Here is a 14,834-nt window from a genome sequence, read left to right as displayed (position 1 = left end):
CATCCACCTCAGATACTCGTTCATCCACCTCAAATACTCGTTCATCCACCTCAGAACTGAATTTATCTCCCCAATCCCCAGTCCCCACTCCCCAATTCCTATGCCAAACTCATCTAATAATTCATCATCCGCGTTCGCCATAGAAAAGGACGCTAAATTTTACCTACGTGAGGACACAAGTACTGTTGTCAATCCTCAAGCACAGGAAACATCTCAGACAAATGATTGGTTTTATGGTACTGAAGAACTGTTAGATGCTTTACCAAGAATTTGGACGCGCTCCCTGTTGTATTTACTGGTTGGCTTTGGTGCGATCGTTATACCTTGGGCGATGCTTTCTAAAGTTGATGAGACAGGAAGTGCTAGAGGACGCATGGAACCTGAAGGAGCAACGCAAAAATTGGATAGTCCTGTTAGTGGTAGCATCACGGCTGTAAATGTCAAGGAAGGCGCAACAGTAAGAGCAGGACAGGTTTTAGTTCAACTGGAGTCTGATGTACTGCGCTCAGAATTACAGCAGGTGCAGACAAAACTAGAGGGTTTGTTAAATCGGCGATCGCAACTAGATCTCCTCAAAAACCAAATTCTACTAACGATTAATATCCAAGAGCAACAAAATAAATCCCAAGAATTGGAAAAAATCGCCCAAATTAATCAAGCACAGCAAAATCTTGATGCTAAACAAAGTACTTATAACTTACAACGACTGGAAAAATTGGCTCTAGTAGAACAGGCTAGTCAAAATATCAGTTCTACGCAAATTGCCCAGAAATTAGCTCGCAGTCGTTTAAGCCGAGATTTCACGGAAGTTAAACGTTATCGCCAACTTTTGCAACAGGGGGCGATTCCCCAAACCAAAGTTGTGGAACTCGAAAAGGTAGCAGAAGAAAGCCAACGCCTCCAAGAACAAGCAAAATCCGATATCACCCAAGCCCAGTTGCGGTTAAAAGAAGAACTCAACCGCTATCAGTCGCTAATGAGTCAAGCTTATTCAGATATTGAGCAGGCAAAACTTCGGCTGCAAGAACAGCAAAGCGGCTATCGCGGTTTAGTGCAAGCAGGTCAACTGGCGGTGCTGAAAAATCAGGAACAGTTAAAAGACTTACAAACCCAAATTACTAGTGTGCAATCAGAAATTGCTCAAACTGGAAGCCAGATTACATCCTTAAAACTACAGTTACAACAACGAATAGTGCGATCGCCTGTTGATGGGGTAATTTTTGAATTACCTATCCAAAAACCAGGCTCAGTAGTAGAACTAGGACAGTTAATCGCCCAAATTGCACCTAAGAATACTTCCTTGATTCTTAAGGCGCAGATACCAAACGAACAAAGTGGTTTTTTGAAGGTAGGAATGCCAGTTAAAGTCAAATTTGATGCTTATCCCTTCCAAGACTATGGGGTAGTACAAGGGCGCGTCAACTGGATTTCACCTGATTCAAAAATTCAGACGAATAACCAAGGTAACGTCGAAACCTATGAGTTAGAAATCTCCCTAGCTCAGCCTTATATCCAAACTGGCAACAGACGTATTCCCATAACACCAGGTCAAACAGCAACCGCAGAGGTGGTTATCCGGCAACGTCGGGTGATGGACTTTATTTTAGATCCATTTAAAAAATTGCAACAAGGTGGTTTGGAGCTTTAAATATTAACCAATTTACAGCAATCATATACAACTAGATACCCGACTTCTTTAATAAGTCGGGTATCTAAATATTGATATTTTTAGATAAAAAACAGCAGAGTTCATAATTCAGATGTAGGGTGTATTGTTGTGCAGCACAACGCACCTTTAATTATTAATTATGCGTTATGCCGTAGGCTAACGTACCCTATATTTACCTTTATTGACATAGGTGGAAATATTATTGCTGACTTACATAGAAATAGTAACTTTTACAATTTATCAATAATATTTGATATTTTAAGTAAATTGATTATACGTTTTCTACTAAATAAATATTCTAAAGTATATGTCTAAAAAAGATAGTAAATTTATAATTAATAGAGTTACAATTACAATCAAAACGTCCTAAACTTTTAGGTTAATAATTGGAGGAATTAGATTATGTCAAAGGTATTGACTGTTTCTCCTGAGGATATTTTTGACCACATTAAGCTGTCTCGTCAAATTCCTAATATATTGGAGGCGATCGCCACTCGAACAATCGTTGAAAACGAAGCAAAACAGGCAGGTATCGAAATTGATTTAGAAGAACTACAAAAAGCAGCAGATAACCTACGTTTAGCTAACGAACTTCTGAAAGCTGAAGATACCTGGGCATGGTTAGAGAAACATTATATTTCTCTCGATGACTTTGAAAAAATAGTCGAAACTAGTCTACTATCCACCAAATTAGCAAATCATTTATTTGAAAATAAAGTTGAGGCATTTTTTTATGCACACCAACTTGATTACGTCGGAGCAGTAACTTACGAAGTTGTCTTAGATGACGAAGATTTAGCACTAGAATTATTTTATGCTCTGCAAGAAGGTGAAATTAGTTTCCAAGAAATCGCCCGCCAATACATCGAAAATATTGAAATCCGACGTGCTGGAGGCTATCAAGGAATACGTCTCCGTAGGGATTTTAGACCAGAAATTGCAGCAGCTGTCTTTGCTGCTAATCCTCCACAAATTCTCAAGCCAATTACCACTCCCAAAGGAGTACATATAATTGCAGTTGAGGAAATCATTAAACCTCAATTGGATGAACAGCGACGGCTGCAAATTATAGGAGACTTATTTACTAATTGGTTAAAAACACAAATTGCCTCTATGGAAATAGTGGCAAACTTAACCAAAGTTGCTAATTCTGAAACATCTAAAGATATAGTAATCGAAGAGTCAGAATTCAAGAGTCAAAATTCAGGAGTCATAGCTCAAAACTAAAACAAACTTTTTGCTTAACTTTGACACTGAGATTATCTACCTCGCCAACTTGAAATTCGCTGTAAATTAGCTTTTAATAAGCGGCTCTATCCCTCAAAATAGGGCTAGAGCCGCTTACTACAAACCTTTAATCATTTCTCCCGACTACTTATTATGTTGACAGATGCTCATGAATAACCGATGAAACACTACACCAAATTTAAAATTTGGTGATCGATAAGAAAGTGGTGTGTCTAAATATCTTACTAATTAATTCAGAATTCTGAATTCTGAAAATTTAGTTTGAGTCGTGTTTATTGCTACTCTGTTGAAACCAGGTTGATTCTAGTTCAAAAAAAGCTAGATTTTGATTATCACTTTGATGATGGTTGGCTTTGCCAAATAGGCAGTTGTTTTTCATTAATCGAATGTAGGTACGGGACGGTATATATTCAAGAGGATTGTAGCCACTAAAACGCAGCATTAAAAGGCAAGCCCAAGAGTATTTACCATCTCTCACAGCTTTGATTATTTCTTCTAACTCTTCATGATTGAAATTGAATTTCTTATTTAACGCTTCATTAGACTCAAAAAAATCTGGATTCATCTAGTTACCTCATGAATAAAACTAGCGTTGCTGAATAATTTAAATTTTGAATTTCTAACAATATTCAGCAACACCATAACCACTACCACGATGCTTGCGGATGGGCTGACTTTAAAATTAACTAAGAATTTAGTAGTCAATCATTAGTCAAACAATTTTAGAGATTCAAGGAAGTGTATATATCCTCGGAATTTGCATTGAGGTAAGGACGTTGCAATTCAACTTTATGTAAAGAAAAATGTTGCAGAACTGCTGTCATTCGCTCTGCTGGTGTATTATTTCCTTGAAGCCAACTATCAAGCAAACCATTAGCAATAATTTGGCAGCGGTTTGTACCGAAGCTTTCATGGTCGCTCAATTTTTGGTCTGGTTCTTCGGCGATCGCCAATCCTGGTGCGATTAACTTGGTGAATAAAGGCACTTGTTTCTGAAAATAAGATTGATTTTCTAAATACACTCTTTCTAATACCGGGTGAACAAGTTCATATCTGTTTTTGTCAAAATAAAGCACTGCTGAATCACAACGTCCATAGTCCGAGGGATTGTAGAGTGCTTTAAATGAGAAAGGAATATCTATAGAGTTGAGTTGGGTAGTCAAACTATCCATAACTGCAACTGCCCCTTCTGCACTTAAATTGAAATAAACGCGGACAATATTTTGATTTTGATGAGAAGCTGCGTTACCAATTGCCATATAGAATCCGTTTTGTACTAAATTTTTGGGCATTCTAATTGCAACTGAGTTACCAACAGTGATGTTTCGCTGTGCTGGCTGTAGATGAATATTGCGCTGTATATGCAGTTTCAAACCATTTTTATACACTATCAAAATGCCATCGTTCTCTTCTTTAATTACAAGCCAATCGTTGCTGAAGTAACCTTCACCCTTGTTACTTTCATGCAAGCGTTCATAAAAAGCTACATCTACACCCAAAAGAGTATTATTTTCTAGATTTTGGTTCAGTGCCAAATTGGTTGTGTCTGCATCAGGAGCAAGAGCAGATTTCAAAGAACCATTGTAATAGATACCGTAAAGAAAACTACGCAATTGCAGACTCAAAAACTTGTTCTGGAGATCCAAAGGTAATTGCTGAAAGCCTGCAATTGCTGACTCTGGTAATTCCATTGGTTTGTAGTCTGGGTGCTGAATGCAGTAATGAGACTGGATTTCAACTTTATGAATGATATCTTGTAATGATGTCTGCAATGGCTCTGGAACTTCTGATAGTTGAGTTTGTAGCGAATCTAATAGTTGCATAATGTCTGCTGTGTAAATAACAGAGGAGTAGGAGGGAGATGGATATGTGGAGGGACTCCAGTTTAGGGATTTTCAAGAAAACGAACCACAGAGGCGCAGAGAAGCCAGTGCGCCCGACTTGTAGCAACTGGCGCGACACGGAGAGATAGCAACAGACAAAGAGTACATTCCAAAAGATGCTTGGGGACTCGCTAAGGCTATGCTATCGATAATCTAAAATCCAAAATTGATTGACTTGCTTCTACACACGAGATAAGTTTGTTGGATAGAGGTCTGATGCTTGCACACCAAAAATTGTTGGTATAGATGCTTCTGGACGGCACAATAAACTCTTGGCAACCTGGAGCATACAAATACCTGAATTACCAAATCTCTTTTCATACTGAAGTATCGCCTGAATAGATCTAATCAAGGCTAAACCAGAAAATTGCATAACTCGTTCCAAGAAATCAGGACGATGTTCTAGTACTTGAGGAAATTCAGCTAAATAAGTAGCCACTAATTCCGCCATTGATGGCTGGAGAAGTTGCAGAGGAGTCGTAGCTAGACGTAACGACTGTTCGATCGCTATATCTTTACCAATGACAATACTATACAGCCACATTTGCAGATAGCTGGCTAACAAATTTCCCAAATCATTTGCTGGATCTCCCCAATCACAACGTTCCCAGTCAATCAGCCGAATCGCACTCTCACCTGAAACTGATTCCTGAAAAATCCCTTGTTCCCAATTGAGAGAAATCAGAATATTATTCAGCTTGAGATCGTTATGAGTCAGACAACAGGCATTAAAAGCACTAGCCAAATCTGCGATCGCTTGTCCTAAGCTATCGTAACGTTGATAAAGAGCGAAAAATTTCAGTCCATCGCCAGGAACTCTACCGTAGATTTCTGGTGTAATTCTATCCAGGCCTTGATGTAGATTTGGAGGTTCTTGACTAGATACATTCTGGTCATTTTGAAAAAATTCTCGATATTCTGGACGGCTAATACTTAGACGATGAATCGATGCCAAAGTACTGCCAACTATCTTTGCAATCTCAGTGGGAAAAACACTCTCCTTGATGTAGAAATCTGCTAAATCGCGATAGTTACTAAGATAATTAAACACAATAATAGAATTTTCTGCATCAAAATGCAGTACTTCCGAACAATACGAGCGAATGTGACTAATTTCTGGGAAAGTGCGAAAAAAATTATGAATTCTCCATTCGTCAAAAAACTCACCAGCAGTTTTTCCTTCTCGATTGTGACGCTCTTGTTTAACTAAGAGTTGCTGGCCTTCTGGTAAAGTTATTAATAAGTTAAAATTTTTGGCAGGCTTTAGCCCAATTTTGCTCAATGATTGTTCTTCTTGAGTACATAATCCCAGAGAAATTAGGTAATCAAAAACATTTTGAGAACTTAATAAAAATGGCATAGTGTCAGATATTTCCTTAAAAAATTGAAAGTTGCTATTACTCAATTAAGAAGCTGGTAAATCAGTATTATGCTCGATATTTTGCAGTGAATCGAGCATTTACTGAATTGGCGATCGCGCTTTAATGAAGCTCAACTCTGTACTCAATAAAAACTAGGCAATTCCCATTTGATTGCGTTAAAAAACTCACCTTCAACTCGAACACGCTGATTCTAAACTTTTGTAATGCTATCGTGTCTCCATTCCATACTATTGCACTTGCGCTGCGCGCATCAGCTAAATAAGTTCAAAAATTAAAGCAGATTAATATATAGCAATCCTAAATCATTTGTGAAAAAATCTCTTGCCTATTGCATGTTCTAATAATTTACAAACTCAAATAGGATTGCTATAGCTGAGTAATGAACTACAGCTTAATTATCAGGCAACACTGCTATCGCTGTATGATTTTGCTATAAAAGCAATATGACCAATAGCATAGGTATCAACATATGCTTCAGCTAATTTTGTCAAAGTTGAAATGTCGCTAAATCCACTCCATTCGCTACCACCAGAAATGGAATCAGCATCGCTTAAATCATTGAGAAAGCTTTCGGTTCCATCAAACAATTCAGAACCAGAAATGTAGAGTTCAGAAAGAGTAATATTTGCCATAACTTATTCCTCAAGCACTTGCAATAATTAAGTTTTCCTTCCATTCATGTAGTTGGCTCTTGGGCGCCAAGAGAGATGGATTTCTATTTTTTATACCCAAAGAGCCATTGAGCTTTGTACTTAACTACTCAACAATTATTAGTAATTACTACTGTAGGACTTAGCTACAAAGGCGATATGACCGATAGCATAGGTATCAACATATGCTTCAGCTAATTTTGTCAAAGTTGAAATGTCGCTAAATCCACTCCATTCGCTACCACCAGAAATGGAATCAGCATCGCTTAAATCATTGAGAAAGCTTTCGGTTCCATCAAACAATTCAGAACCAGAAACGTAGAGTTCAGAAAGAGTAATATTTGCCATGACTTATTCCTCAAATTCTTGTTGTAATTCAGCTGTAGTTGAATTGATATGGTTGGCTCTTGGGGATTATTAATAATCAAGAAACCTCATAGATTGAATTGAGATAGCTTGCTATTTTTTATCCCCAAAGAGCCATTGAGCTTTCTAATTAACTACTCAGCGATTAGTAGTATGTACCGTTGCTGTAGGACTTAGCTACAAAGGTCACGTGACCGATAGCATAGGTATCAACATATGCTTCAGCTAGTTTTGTCAAGCCTGAAATGTCGCTAAATCCATTATAGTTACCACCAGAGATGGAATCAGCATCATTTAAATCATTGAGAAAGCTTTCGGTTCCTTCAAACAATTCAGAACCAGAAACGTAAAGTTCAGAGAGAATGATATTTGCCATGACTTATTCCTCAAATACTTGTTGTAATTAAGCTGTAGTTGAATTTATCTGGATGCCTCTTGGGGATTATTAATAATCAAGAAACCTCAGACATTCAATAGAGATTACTTTCTATTTTTTATCCCCAAATAAGCATCAAGCTTTGTACTTAGCTACTCAACAATTATTAGTAATTACTGCTGTAGGACTTAGCTACAAAGGTGATATGACCGATAGCATAGGTATCAACATATGCTTCAGCTAGTTTTGTCAAAGTCGAAATGTCGCTAAATCCATCATAGTTACCACCGGAGATGGAATCAGCATCGCTTAAATCATTGAGAAAGCTTTCGGTTCCTTCAAACAATTCAGAACCAGAAACGTAAAGTTCAGAGAGAATGATATTTGCCATGACTTATTCCTCAAATACTTGTTGTAATTAAGCTGTAGTTGAATTTATCTGGATGCCTCTTGGGGATTATTAATAATCAAGAAACCTCAGACATTCAATAGAGATTACTTTCTATTTTTTATCCCCAAATAAGCATCAAGCTTTGTACTTAGCTACTCAACAATTATTAGTAATTACTGCTGTAGGACTTAGCTACAAAGGTGATATGACCGATAGCATAGGTATCAACATATGCTTCAGCTAGTTTTGTCAAAGTCGAAATGTCGCTAAATCCATCATAGTTACCACCGGAGATGGAATCAGCATCGCTTAAATCATTGAGAAAGCTTTCGGTTCCATCAAACAATTCAGAACCAGAAACGTAGAGTTCAGAAAGAGTAATATTTGCCATGACTTATTCCTCAAATTCTTGTTGTAATTCAGCTGTAGTTGAATTGATATGGTTGGCTCTTGGGGATTATTAATAATCAAGAAACCTCATAGATTGAATTGAGATAGCTTGCTATTTTTTATCCCCAAAGAGCCATTGAGCTTTCTAATTAACTACTCAGCGATTAGTAGTATGTACCGTTGCTGTAGGACTTAGCTACAAAGGTCACGTGACCGATAGCATAGGTATCAACATATGCTTCAGCTAGTTTTGTCAAGCCTGAAATGTCGCTAAATCCATTATAGTTACCACCAGAGATGGAATCAGCATCATTTAAATCATTGAGAAAGCTTTCGGTTCCTTCAAACAATTCAGAACCAGAAGTGTAGAGTTCAGAAAGAGTGATATTTGCCATTTTTCCTCTTAGAAAACTTGCTTTAAACAGGTTAATTGAACAGGTAATTAAGCTCTGCTTTCTTTACCTGTTACTGCAATTTTTATTGATGAAATTAGCAAAGTCAAGCTTAAAAAGCTGTTTAGAAAGACACATATCAATGAGTTGAGTCTTTATCAAAATAGAGTCACAATTCAGAATTCTCCAATTGCATTGGAGTCGGACTGGTGGATGTAACTTGTTTCGATCTACTAAGAGAAATTTGTTTAAGCTCCAATACAGTTCAGATAAACCCAAAAACCTCATGTAGAGACACGATTTATCACATCTTCTCATGTGAAATATGCACCTCTATGATTGATTATCTGTACCTCATCAAGTGCAATCCGCTGTATCTATCAAGAGTTTCGTGAAATGGTATCAACTCTAATGATCGCTCTTCATCGGAACGTGATATAAATTTTGACTTCTAGATTCTTTTTGAATAAAATTTTTCATGAAAAAGTGCGTTCTAATATTACTTAGAACGCACCAATATAAGGAGAAAACTTAAATAACAAAACTCTGCTCACTAACGAATCAGCACATTGGCTGTTATACCAACCTCTGAAATATTTTATCTAGTTCTAACCTAAAGTTATCCAAAAGCGAATTTACTTCTTGTAGCGAGTTTATTCGTGATGAATCAGGGTCAGTTGTACTGGATGAATTATTTGCGTCAAGTGTGTTGGAGAACTGTCTGCCCATCGTGCCCATCGAATTAGATGCTACACCACCTTCTACTGTCTTCATTTCTCCAGGGGTAATTTCATTGAGAAGCTGTTTGTCTGTACTAGGGTGCAGATCGGAAATTTTGATTCTAACCATTGACTCAACTCCTGCAATACTTAATGTTAAATAACACTATTGTGGATAATTGATAAATTCAGGTCAAAGCTATTCTCTCTCTTATATTATTTTGCTATGGAATTGGTAAAGTCAATAATTTGAGGCTAAGTTTATAGACAAAAATCAGGAAATTTTGTCCTAATAACTAACGAATTGAAGTAAATTGATTTGATTTGTCTGTTGCGTTTATATGTGTAAGGACACGATGAATCGTGTCCCTACTATTGTTTGACTAAAAGTTGTTATGGCGATCGCATCATCGCATCTATCTAACTACAGCAAATTTCAAGTTATCAAGTACACCATCTAGGTCTGGTAGCTAGACTCAGAGCCTAGTCTAATTAAGAATTCTGGTCTAATTCTTCGCCTGTGGTTGTGAGTCGGGAATCGTCACATCTATTGGCGTTACCTGTGCAGCTAATTGCGTCAACGGCGGTTGAATCGCGGTTTGATTCCCCACAACTAGAGTCACGATTTTTTCTGGCTTGAGATATTCTCGTGCTACCCGTTGCACATCGTCGGCTGTGGTGGCGGCGACGGCTTTTTGATAGCGAAACAGAAAATCAGCCGGATAGCCGTAATATTCGTATTGCATCAACCGTGATAAGGTTTGACCGGGGTCTTGAAAGTTGAATACAAACGAGTTGAGTGTAGATTCTTTAGCAAAAGCTAGTTCCTTTGCTGTCACCTTTTGAGCTTGGATGCGCTTAATTTCCGCTTGTAAGGCTTTGACAAACTGTACCGTAGCATCCGATCGCGTTTGTCCACCACCAATGAACATCCCAGGATAATCATAACGGGGACTCCAGAACCCGTATACAGAGTAAGCTAAACCTTGACGCGATCGCAGTTCATTAAATAAGCGTCCGCCAAATCCATTTAACACCTCATTTAACACATTCAGCGCTGGATAATCTGGACTGTCAAACTGTCCGCCTAAATGTCCAATCAACACACTACTTTGCGTCAGTTGTGGCTGATTCACAAAAAACACTCCGCCTGTATTGGCTGGCGAAACCTCTGGTAATTGGGATTTGGCAATTTTCGGGTTGGGTTTCCAGTCACCAAATTTAGCTTGAATGAGCGATCGCATTTTTTTCGGTTCAAAATCTCCCACAATCCCCAAAATCATGTTATTCGGGTGGAAGTATTGCTGATAAAACTTGACCAAATCCTCACGGGAAACTCGATCCACCGTTGCATACTCTGTGGTGCGACCATAGGGGCTATCTTTGCCATATAGCAATTTGCGAAATTCTCGACTAGCAATTCCATTTGGATCGTCATTGCGCCGCGCAATACCACCCCTAGCTTGTGTTTTCGCCAAATCTAGCTTTTCTTGAGCAAATACAGGCGATCGCAACACCTCAGCAAACAAGCCAAACACTGTTTCTAAATCTTCACTGAGGGCATCAAAACTAGCACTACCAAAAGTTTCACTAATACTAGTTTCCACCGACGCCGCCCGTTGTTCCAATATCTCATTTAGTTCATCCGGCGAATGCTTCGTAGTTCCTCCAGTCCGCATGACTGCACCTGTAAAACCAGCCAACCCGACTTTTTCCAGAGGTTCCAAACGATTCCCAGTCCTTACCAACACCGTACCCTTCACCAAAGGTAACTCACGATCCTGCATCAAATAGACAACCAAGCCATTTTGCAGCACAAACCGCTCATACTTGGGTAACTTAATCTCAGGTAGCGGTGGCAGTTGCAGCTCAGTGTAATGCTTCGCCTGTGCCGTTGCCGCAACAGAAAAATTAAAAGTAAAAAGTAAAAAGGCAAAAGCCACAACCAAAGCAGAAACAACCTTCTTCCCACTTGGGATTTTCAAAACCATCTTCCTTCTACCCTTCCCCTTATACCTTTCCATATCTCTCTTCCTTTGCGCCCTCTGCGCCTTTGCGGTTCGTTTCTCATCCCTGTTTCGACAACAGCTTACCAATCGTGCGATTTTCCGGCGTAAACGTCGCCTTTGCTACCCGCTGAATATCACCAGGAGTTACCGCCGCAATTTCATCCAACTCCTTAAACAAATTCCGCCAAGAGCCAGTTTTGACTTCATATTCCAACAACTGTTGAGCCATTCCGCTATTAGAAGTCAAACTACGTAATAAATCTGCCCTTGCTTGGGTTTTCACTCGGTCTAACTCAACCGCAGATACAGGTTCAGTTTTTAATTTGTCAATTTCCTGGCGTAAAGCGATCGCCAATTCATCAACCGTATGACCAGGAGCAGTCGGAGCATAAAACAACATCAGGTTTGAGTATTTGTCTCCAGGGAAACCGCTGAAACCTTGGGCATTGAGCGCCAAACGCTGCTTTTCTACCAAAGATTTATACAGCCGCGACGTGCGCCCATCACTTAATAAACTGCCAATGATTTCATAGACTGCATTATCTGGATGAGTAACTGCGGGACGGTGATAACCTTCAAAATACAACGGTTGAGAAAGTAGTTCTAAAGTAACTTCCCGCGTTTGTTTTTGTTGCGGTTCCACAGAAAGTTGTTGAGTAGCTTTAGCTTTAGCTTGATAGCGTCCAAAATAAGTTTGTGCGAGTTTTTTCACCTGGGCGGGATTGACATCTCCGACAATGGCGATCGCTAAATTACTTGGTACATAATAAGCATCAAAAAACTTTTGGACATCTTCTGGCGTTAAGTTGCGAATATCTTTGTCGTAACCAATCACCGGACGCCTGTAAGGATGGACTTTGTATGCAGTGTCGATAAATTTCTCTACCATCAGCCCAATGGGTGAATTATCCACCCGCATCCGTCGCTCTTCTAAAATTACATCTTTCTCTTTATAAAACTCACGACGAATTACAGGATCGAGAAATCGCTCCGACTCCAGCGACATCCAAAGTTCCAACTTATTAGCAGGAAAACTGTAAAAGTAACGGGTAGCTTCCGTTGAAGTGGTAGCATTTAAACCCACACCTCCTGCTTGTTCTACAATTCGCCCCAGTTCGTTTTGCTTGACTAGCTTAGCTGCTTCTGATTCCACCCGCTTAAACTCAGCTTCTAGCCGCGCCACTTCAGCTTTTTTGCCATCAGCTTTCGCGGCTTTAATTTGGGTATCCAACTGTTCCAAGCGTTCTAGTAGCGGTTTTTCTGCTTTGTAATCTTCCGTACCGATGCGCGTCGTTCCTTTAAACGCTAAATGTTCTAGAAAGTGGGCTACACCAGTTTTTCCATCCGGTTCATCCACACCACCGACATCAGCATAGGTAAGAAAAGACACTACAGGTGCTTGATGTCGTTCCAAAACAATGAATTTCAAACCATTATCTAGGCGAAATTCAGTTAACTGGTTGATGACTCGATCTAGATAAGGTTGAATTGAACTTGGAGTTGGCGGAGTTTGAGTTTTAGCTGGTGGAGGAGATATTGTTTGAGTTTGAGCCAGAGCAATTTCTGGCTGTAATCCCCAGCAAAAGACCATCAAAGCCAACAAGGCGACAAGAGACTTGCAAATAAAAAAATATCCAATGAACTTTTGTGGGGTGGGTGTCTCACCCGCCATATCCACTGGGCGGGGAAGATGCCCACCCCACAACATTGAAGAATTTATTTGTTGGAGTTCTATAAACAGCCGACGCGATGTCACTGATACTTTCTTCAACCAATCCAAAATCCAAGTTGCGTTTATAGCCCACCTTTGGTGCGACCTAAAATTCACAATTGACCGACAGAGTTTGTTCATAAGCCAAAATTAAGATAAAGTTACACTACCGAAGAAATACGCTACTTAGCAAATAGAGCGTTAATGTTGTATTAAGGTTTTTCGGCTTTTTGTACTTGGCGTTAGACAATAATGCTACAAGTCCGGTTCCGGATATTTCACCATAACAATTATGCGAGTTTTTAATTCTCCCCCACCATCAGAGGCTCAGACGCGTACGCGGATTTTACAGGCAGCACAACGTTTGTTTGCCTCTCAAGGATTTGATGGCACTACCACCCGTGATTTAGCACAAACAGCAGGTGTGGCTGAAGGCACTCTGTTTCGGCATTTTCCTAATAAAAAAGCAATTTTGGTTGAAGTTGCCACAAGTGGATGGGTGGAGATTCTGACGGATCTGCTCACAGAATTAAGTGAAATGGGTAGCTATAAAGCAGTAGCTCAAGTAATGCGCCGTCGGATGTGGAATTTTCAAAAAAATGCTGATTTGATGCGCGTTTGTTTCATGGAAGTGCAATTTCACCCCGACTTGCGCGATCGCATTCAAGTTGAAGTCATCACTAAAATGACCGATGTTGCCGAAGCCTTCTTTCAAACAGCAATGGATAAAGGCATTTATCGCCAAATGGATGCTAACCTAGTCGCCAAAGTTTTCTTAGGAATGTTTGCGATCGCAGGCTTTTCCAACAACACCCTCATGGAACCAGACGCCTCCCCCCAACAAATGCAACAAATGGCAGAAGGACTCGCTGATATCTTCCTCAATGGTGTCTTAGTAAAAGATTAAAAATTGGGCATGGGGCATTGAGAGTGACCAGTTAAGAGTTATTCTCCCCCTGCCTCCTCTGCTCCCCCTGCCTCCCCTGCTCCCCCTGGCTCCCCGCCTCCACTCCCACCATTGTCGCTTCCTGACTCCACCGTTGTACTAACTCGATCGCTGGACACAAATCTCGTCGCTGCATTGTTGCTACTTGCAAGCGCATAATTTGTTTGTGTAATCTGTGGGTGGGAGTCTGAGCTAACTGTGCCACAGAACCAATACCCGCATGAAGCAATAAACCGCAATACTGCGTTCCGACGCTGGGAATACGTGCCAAGTCAGCCAAAGCCATCCATTTATTTACATACTGAAGATGAATCTGGAGTTTATTTGCTAACGCCACCCTTGCTTGTAGAGTCTTTCCTTGTTTGACTAGCGCTACTGTGGTATTAATTCCAGAATTTTGCAGTTGGGATTGTTCTTCTTGGCTGAGTCCTGGTAATTGTTCAATTGGCCAGTCACCAGATGTGACACGACTTCGGTTATTTGTTTGTTTAGCGGCCATTTGTAAAACTAAAAATATAACTCTATTTAAATATTGTGACAGCCGCTTTTAGTGTTTTGTATTGGCGTGCAATTTAAATACAACTTGTTGCACCTTTGTTGCATCGACCTGCACCTTTGTTGCATCAACCTGCACCTTTATTGCATCAACCTGCACCTTTATTGCATCGACCTGCACCTTTGTTGCATCGACCTGCACCTTTG

General features: G+C 39.7%; 16 protein-coding genes. 3 read left to right on the top strand and 13 right to left on the bottom strand.

Annotation, left to right across the window (positions count from 1 at the left end; genetic code table 11):
* The first annotated feature begins 100 nt into the window (after positions 1-100).
* Positions 101-1,648, top strand: a complete 1,548-nt coding sequence (locus ACM0OY_RS36755) for an HlyD family efflux transporter periplasmic adaptor subunit (RefSeq protein ID WP_414573652.1) — start codon at positions 101-103, stop codon at positions 1,646-1,648.
* A 423-nt stretch (positions 1,649-2,071) separates the two neighbouring features.
* Positions 2,072-2,896, top strand: coding sequence for a peptidylprolyl isomerase (locus ACM0OY_RS36750; protein WP_414573650.1), 825 nt, complete (start codon positions 2,072-2,074; stop codon positions 2,894-2,896).
* A gap of 277 nt (positions 2,897-3,173) precedes the next feature.
* Here the strand turns inward: ACM0OY_RS36750 and ACM0OY_RS36745 are convergent, their stop codons facing one another.
* The 12 genes from ACM0OY_RS36745 to ACM0OY_RS36690 all read right to left on the bottom strand — a co-directional run bounded on the left by ACM0OY_RS36745 (position 3,174) and on the right by ACM0OY_RS36690 (position 13,066).
* Positions 3,174-3,482: a HetP family heterocyst commitment protein gene (locus ACM0OY_RS36745; RefSeq protein ID WP_414573649.1), complete on the bottom strand. Its 309-nt coding sequence runs from the start codon at positions 3,480-3,482 to the stop codon at positions 3,174-3,176.
* Positions 3,483-3,639: 157 nt separating this feature from the next.
* The gene (locus ACM0OY_RS36740; RefSeq protein WP_414573648.1) at positions 3,640-4,740 is read right to left on the bottom strand and encodes a T3SS effector HopA1 family protein; all 1,101 of its coding nucleotides are present in this window, start codon (positions 4,738-4,740) and stop codon (positions 3,640-3,642) included.
* Between the two features lie 241 nt (positions 4,741-4,981).
* Positions 4,982-6,160 (bottom strand): phosphotransferase, encoded by a 1,179-nt coding sequence (locus ACM0OY_RS36735; protein WP_414573647.1) that lies wholly within the window; start codon positions 6,158-6,160, stop codon positions 4,982-4,984.
* Between the two features lie 420 nt (positions 6,161-6,580).
* Positions 6,581-6,814: a hypothetical protein gene (locus ACM0OY_RS36730; protein WP_414573646.1), complete on the bottom strand. Its 234-nt coding sequence runs from the start codon at positions 6,812-6,814 to the stop codon at positions 6,581-6,583.
* A gap of 138 nt (positions 6,815-6,952) precedes the next feature.
* Positions 6,953-7,180 (bottom strand): hypothetical protein, encoded by a 228-nt coding sequence (locus ACM0OY_RS36725; protein WP_414573645.1) that lies wholly within the window; start codon positions 7,178-7,180, stop codon positions 6,953-6,955.
* Between the two features lie 163 nt (positions 7,181-7,343).
* Positions 7,344-7,574, bottom strand: a complete 231-nt coding sequence (locus tag ACM0OY_RS36720) for a hypothetical protein (protein ID WP_414573644.1) — start codon at positions 7,572-7,574, stop codon at positions 7,344-7,346.
* Positions 7,575-7,740: 166 nt separating this feature from the next.
* Positions 7,741-7,965: a hypothetical protein gene (locus ACM0OY_RS36715; protein WP_414573643.1), complete on the bottom strand. Its 225-nt coding sequence runs from the start codon at positions 7,963-7,965 to the stop codon at positions 7,741-7,743.
* A 166-nt stretch (positions 7,966-8,131) separates the two neighbouring features.
* Positions 8,132-8,356 carry a hypothetical protein gene (locus tag ACM0OY_RS36710; protein WP_414573642.1) on the bottom strand — a complete coding sequence of 75 codons (225 nt, stop codon included), beginning with the start codon at positions 8,354-8,356 and terminating at the stop codon, positions 8,132-8,134.
* Between the two features lie 163 nt (positions 8,357-8,519).
* Entirely contained in the window at positions 8,520-8,750 is a 231-nt protein-coding gene (locus ACM0OY_RS36705) for a hypothetical protein (RefSeq protein ID WP_414573641.1), read from the bottom strand.
* Positions 8,751-9,323: 573 nt separating this feature from the next.
* Positions 9,324-9,596: a hypothetical protein gene (locus tag ACM0OY_RS36700; protein WP_414573640.1), complete on the bottom strand. Its 273-nt coding sequence runs from the start codon at positions 9,594-9,596 to the stop codon at positions 9,324-9,326.
* Positions 9,597-9,972: 376 nt separating this feature from the next.
* Positions 9,973-11,457: a M16 family metallopeptidase gene (locus ACM0OY_RS36695; protein ID WP_414573639.1), complete on the bottom strand. Its 1,485-nt coding sequence runs from the start codon at positions 11,455-11,457 to the stop codon at positions 9,973-9,975.
* A 76-nt stretch (positions 11,458-11,533) separates the two neighbouring features.
* Positions 11,534-13,066, bottom strand: coding sequence for a M16 family metallopeptidase (locus tag ACM0OY_RS36690; protein WP_414573651.1), 1,533 nt, complete (start codon positions 13,064-13,066; stop codon positions 11,534-11,536).
* Positions 13,067-13,478: 412 nt separating this feature from the next.
* Between ACM0OY_RS36690 and ACM0OY_RS36685 the strand changes: the two genes are divergently transcribed.
* Positions 13,479-14,093, top strand: a complete 615-nt coding sequence (locus ACM0OY_RS36685) for a TetR/AcrR family transcriptional regulator (protein WP_414573638.1) — start codon at positions 13,479-13,481, stop codon at positions 14,091-14,093.
* Positions 14,094-14,124: 31 nt separating this feature from the next.
* Here the strand turns inward: ACM0OY_RS36685 and ACM0OY_RS36680 are convergent, their stop codons facing one another.
* A complete protein-coding gene (locus ACM0OY_RS36680; protein WP_414573637.1) occupies positions 14,125-14,631 on the bottom strand; it encodes a DUF4332 domain-containing protein in 507 nt (168 codons plus the stop codon).
* Positions 14,632-14,834 lie beyond the last annotated feature (203 nt).

This window comes from Nostoc sp. CCY 9925 (assembly GCF_963920935.1).
In the GTDB taxonomy this organism is placed as follows: domain Bacteria; phylum Cyanobacteriota; class Cyanobacteriia; order Cyanobacteriales; family Nostocaceae; genus Nostoc.
This window is presented reverse-complemented; position numbering and strand designations above follow the sequence as displayed.

Bases quoted from the DNA above. Each gene is read 5' to 3' on its own strand.
- ACM0OY_RS36755 (WP_414573652.1), top strand. From the start codon at position 101: ATGCCAAACTCATCTAATAATTCATCATCCGCGTTCGCCATAGAAAAG.
- ACM0OY_RS36750 (WP_414573650.1), top strand. From the start codon at position 2,072: ATGTCAAAGGTATTGACTGTTTCTCCTGAGGATATTTTTGACCACATT.
- ACM0OY_RS36745 (WP_414573649.1), bottom strand. From the start codon at position 3,482: ATGAATCCAGATTTTTTTGAGTCTAATGAAGCGTTAAATAAGAAATTC.
- ACM0OY_RS36740 (WP_414573648.1), bottom strand. From the start codon at position 4,740: ATGCAACTATTAGATTCGCTACAAACTCAACTATCAGAAGTTCCAGAG.
- ACM0OY_RS36735 (WP_414573647.1), bottom strand. From the start codon at position 6,160: ATGCCATTTTTATTAAGTTCTCAAAATGTTTTTGATTACCTAATTTCT.
- ACM0OY_RS36730 (WP_414573646.1), bottom strand. From the start codon at position 6,814: ATGGCAAATATTACTCTTTCTGAACTCTACATTTCTGGTTCTGAATTG.
- ACM0OY_RS36725 (WP_414573645.1), bottom strand. From the start codon at position 7,180: ATGGCAAATATTACTCTTTCTGAACTCTACGTTTCTGGTTCTGAATTG.
- ACM0OY_RS36720 (WP_414573644.1), bottom strand. From the start codon at position 7,574: ATGGCAAATATCATTCTCTCTGAACTTTACGTTTCTGGTTCTGAATTG.
- ACM0OY_RS36715 (WP_414573643.1), bottom strand. From the start codon at position 7,965: ATGGCAAATATCATTCTCTCTGAACTTTACGTTTCTGGTTCTGAATTG.
- ACM0OY_RS36710 (WP_414573642.1), bottom strand. From the start codon at position 8,356: ATGGCAAATATTACTCTTTCTGAACTCTACGTTTCTGGTTCTGAATTG.
- ACM0OY_RS36705 (WP_414573641.1), bottom strand. From the start codon at position 8,750: ATGGCAAATATCACTCTTTCTGAACTCTACACTTCTGGTTCTGAATTG.
- ACM0OY_RS36700 (WP_414573640.1), bottom strand. From the start codon at position 9,596: ATGGTTAGAATCAAAATTTCCGATCTGCACCCTAGTACAGACAAACAG.
- ACM0OY_RS36695 (WP_414573639.1), bottom strand. From the start codon at position 11,457: ATGGTTTTGAAAATCCCAAGTGGGAAGAAGGTTGTTTCTGCTTTGGTT.
- ACM0OY_RS36690 (WP_414573651.1), bottom strand. From the start codon at position 13,066: ATGGTCTTTTGCTGGGGATTACAGCCAGAAATTGCTCTGGCTCAAACT.
- ACM0OY_RS36685 (WP_414573638.1), top strand. From the start codon at position 13,479: ATGCGAGTTTTTAATTCTCCCCCACCATCAGAGGCTCAGACGCGTACG.
- ACM0OY_RS36680 (WP_414573637.1), bottom strand. From the start codon at position 14,631: ATGGCCGCTAAACAAACAAATAACCGAAGTCGTGTCACATCTGGTGAC.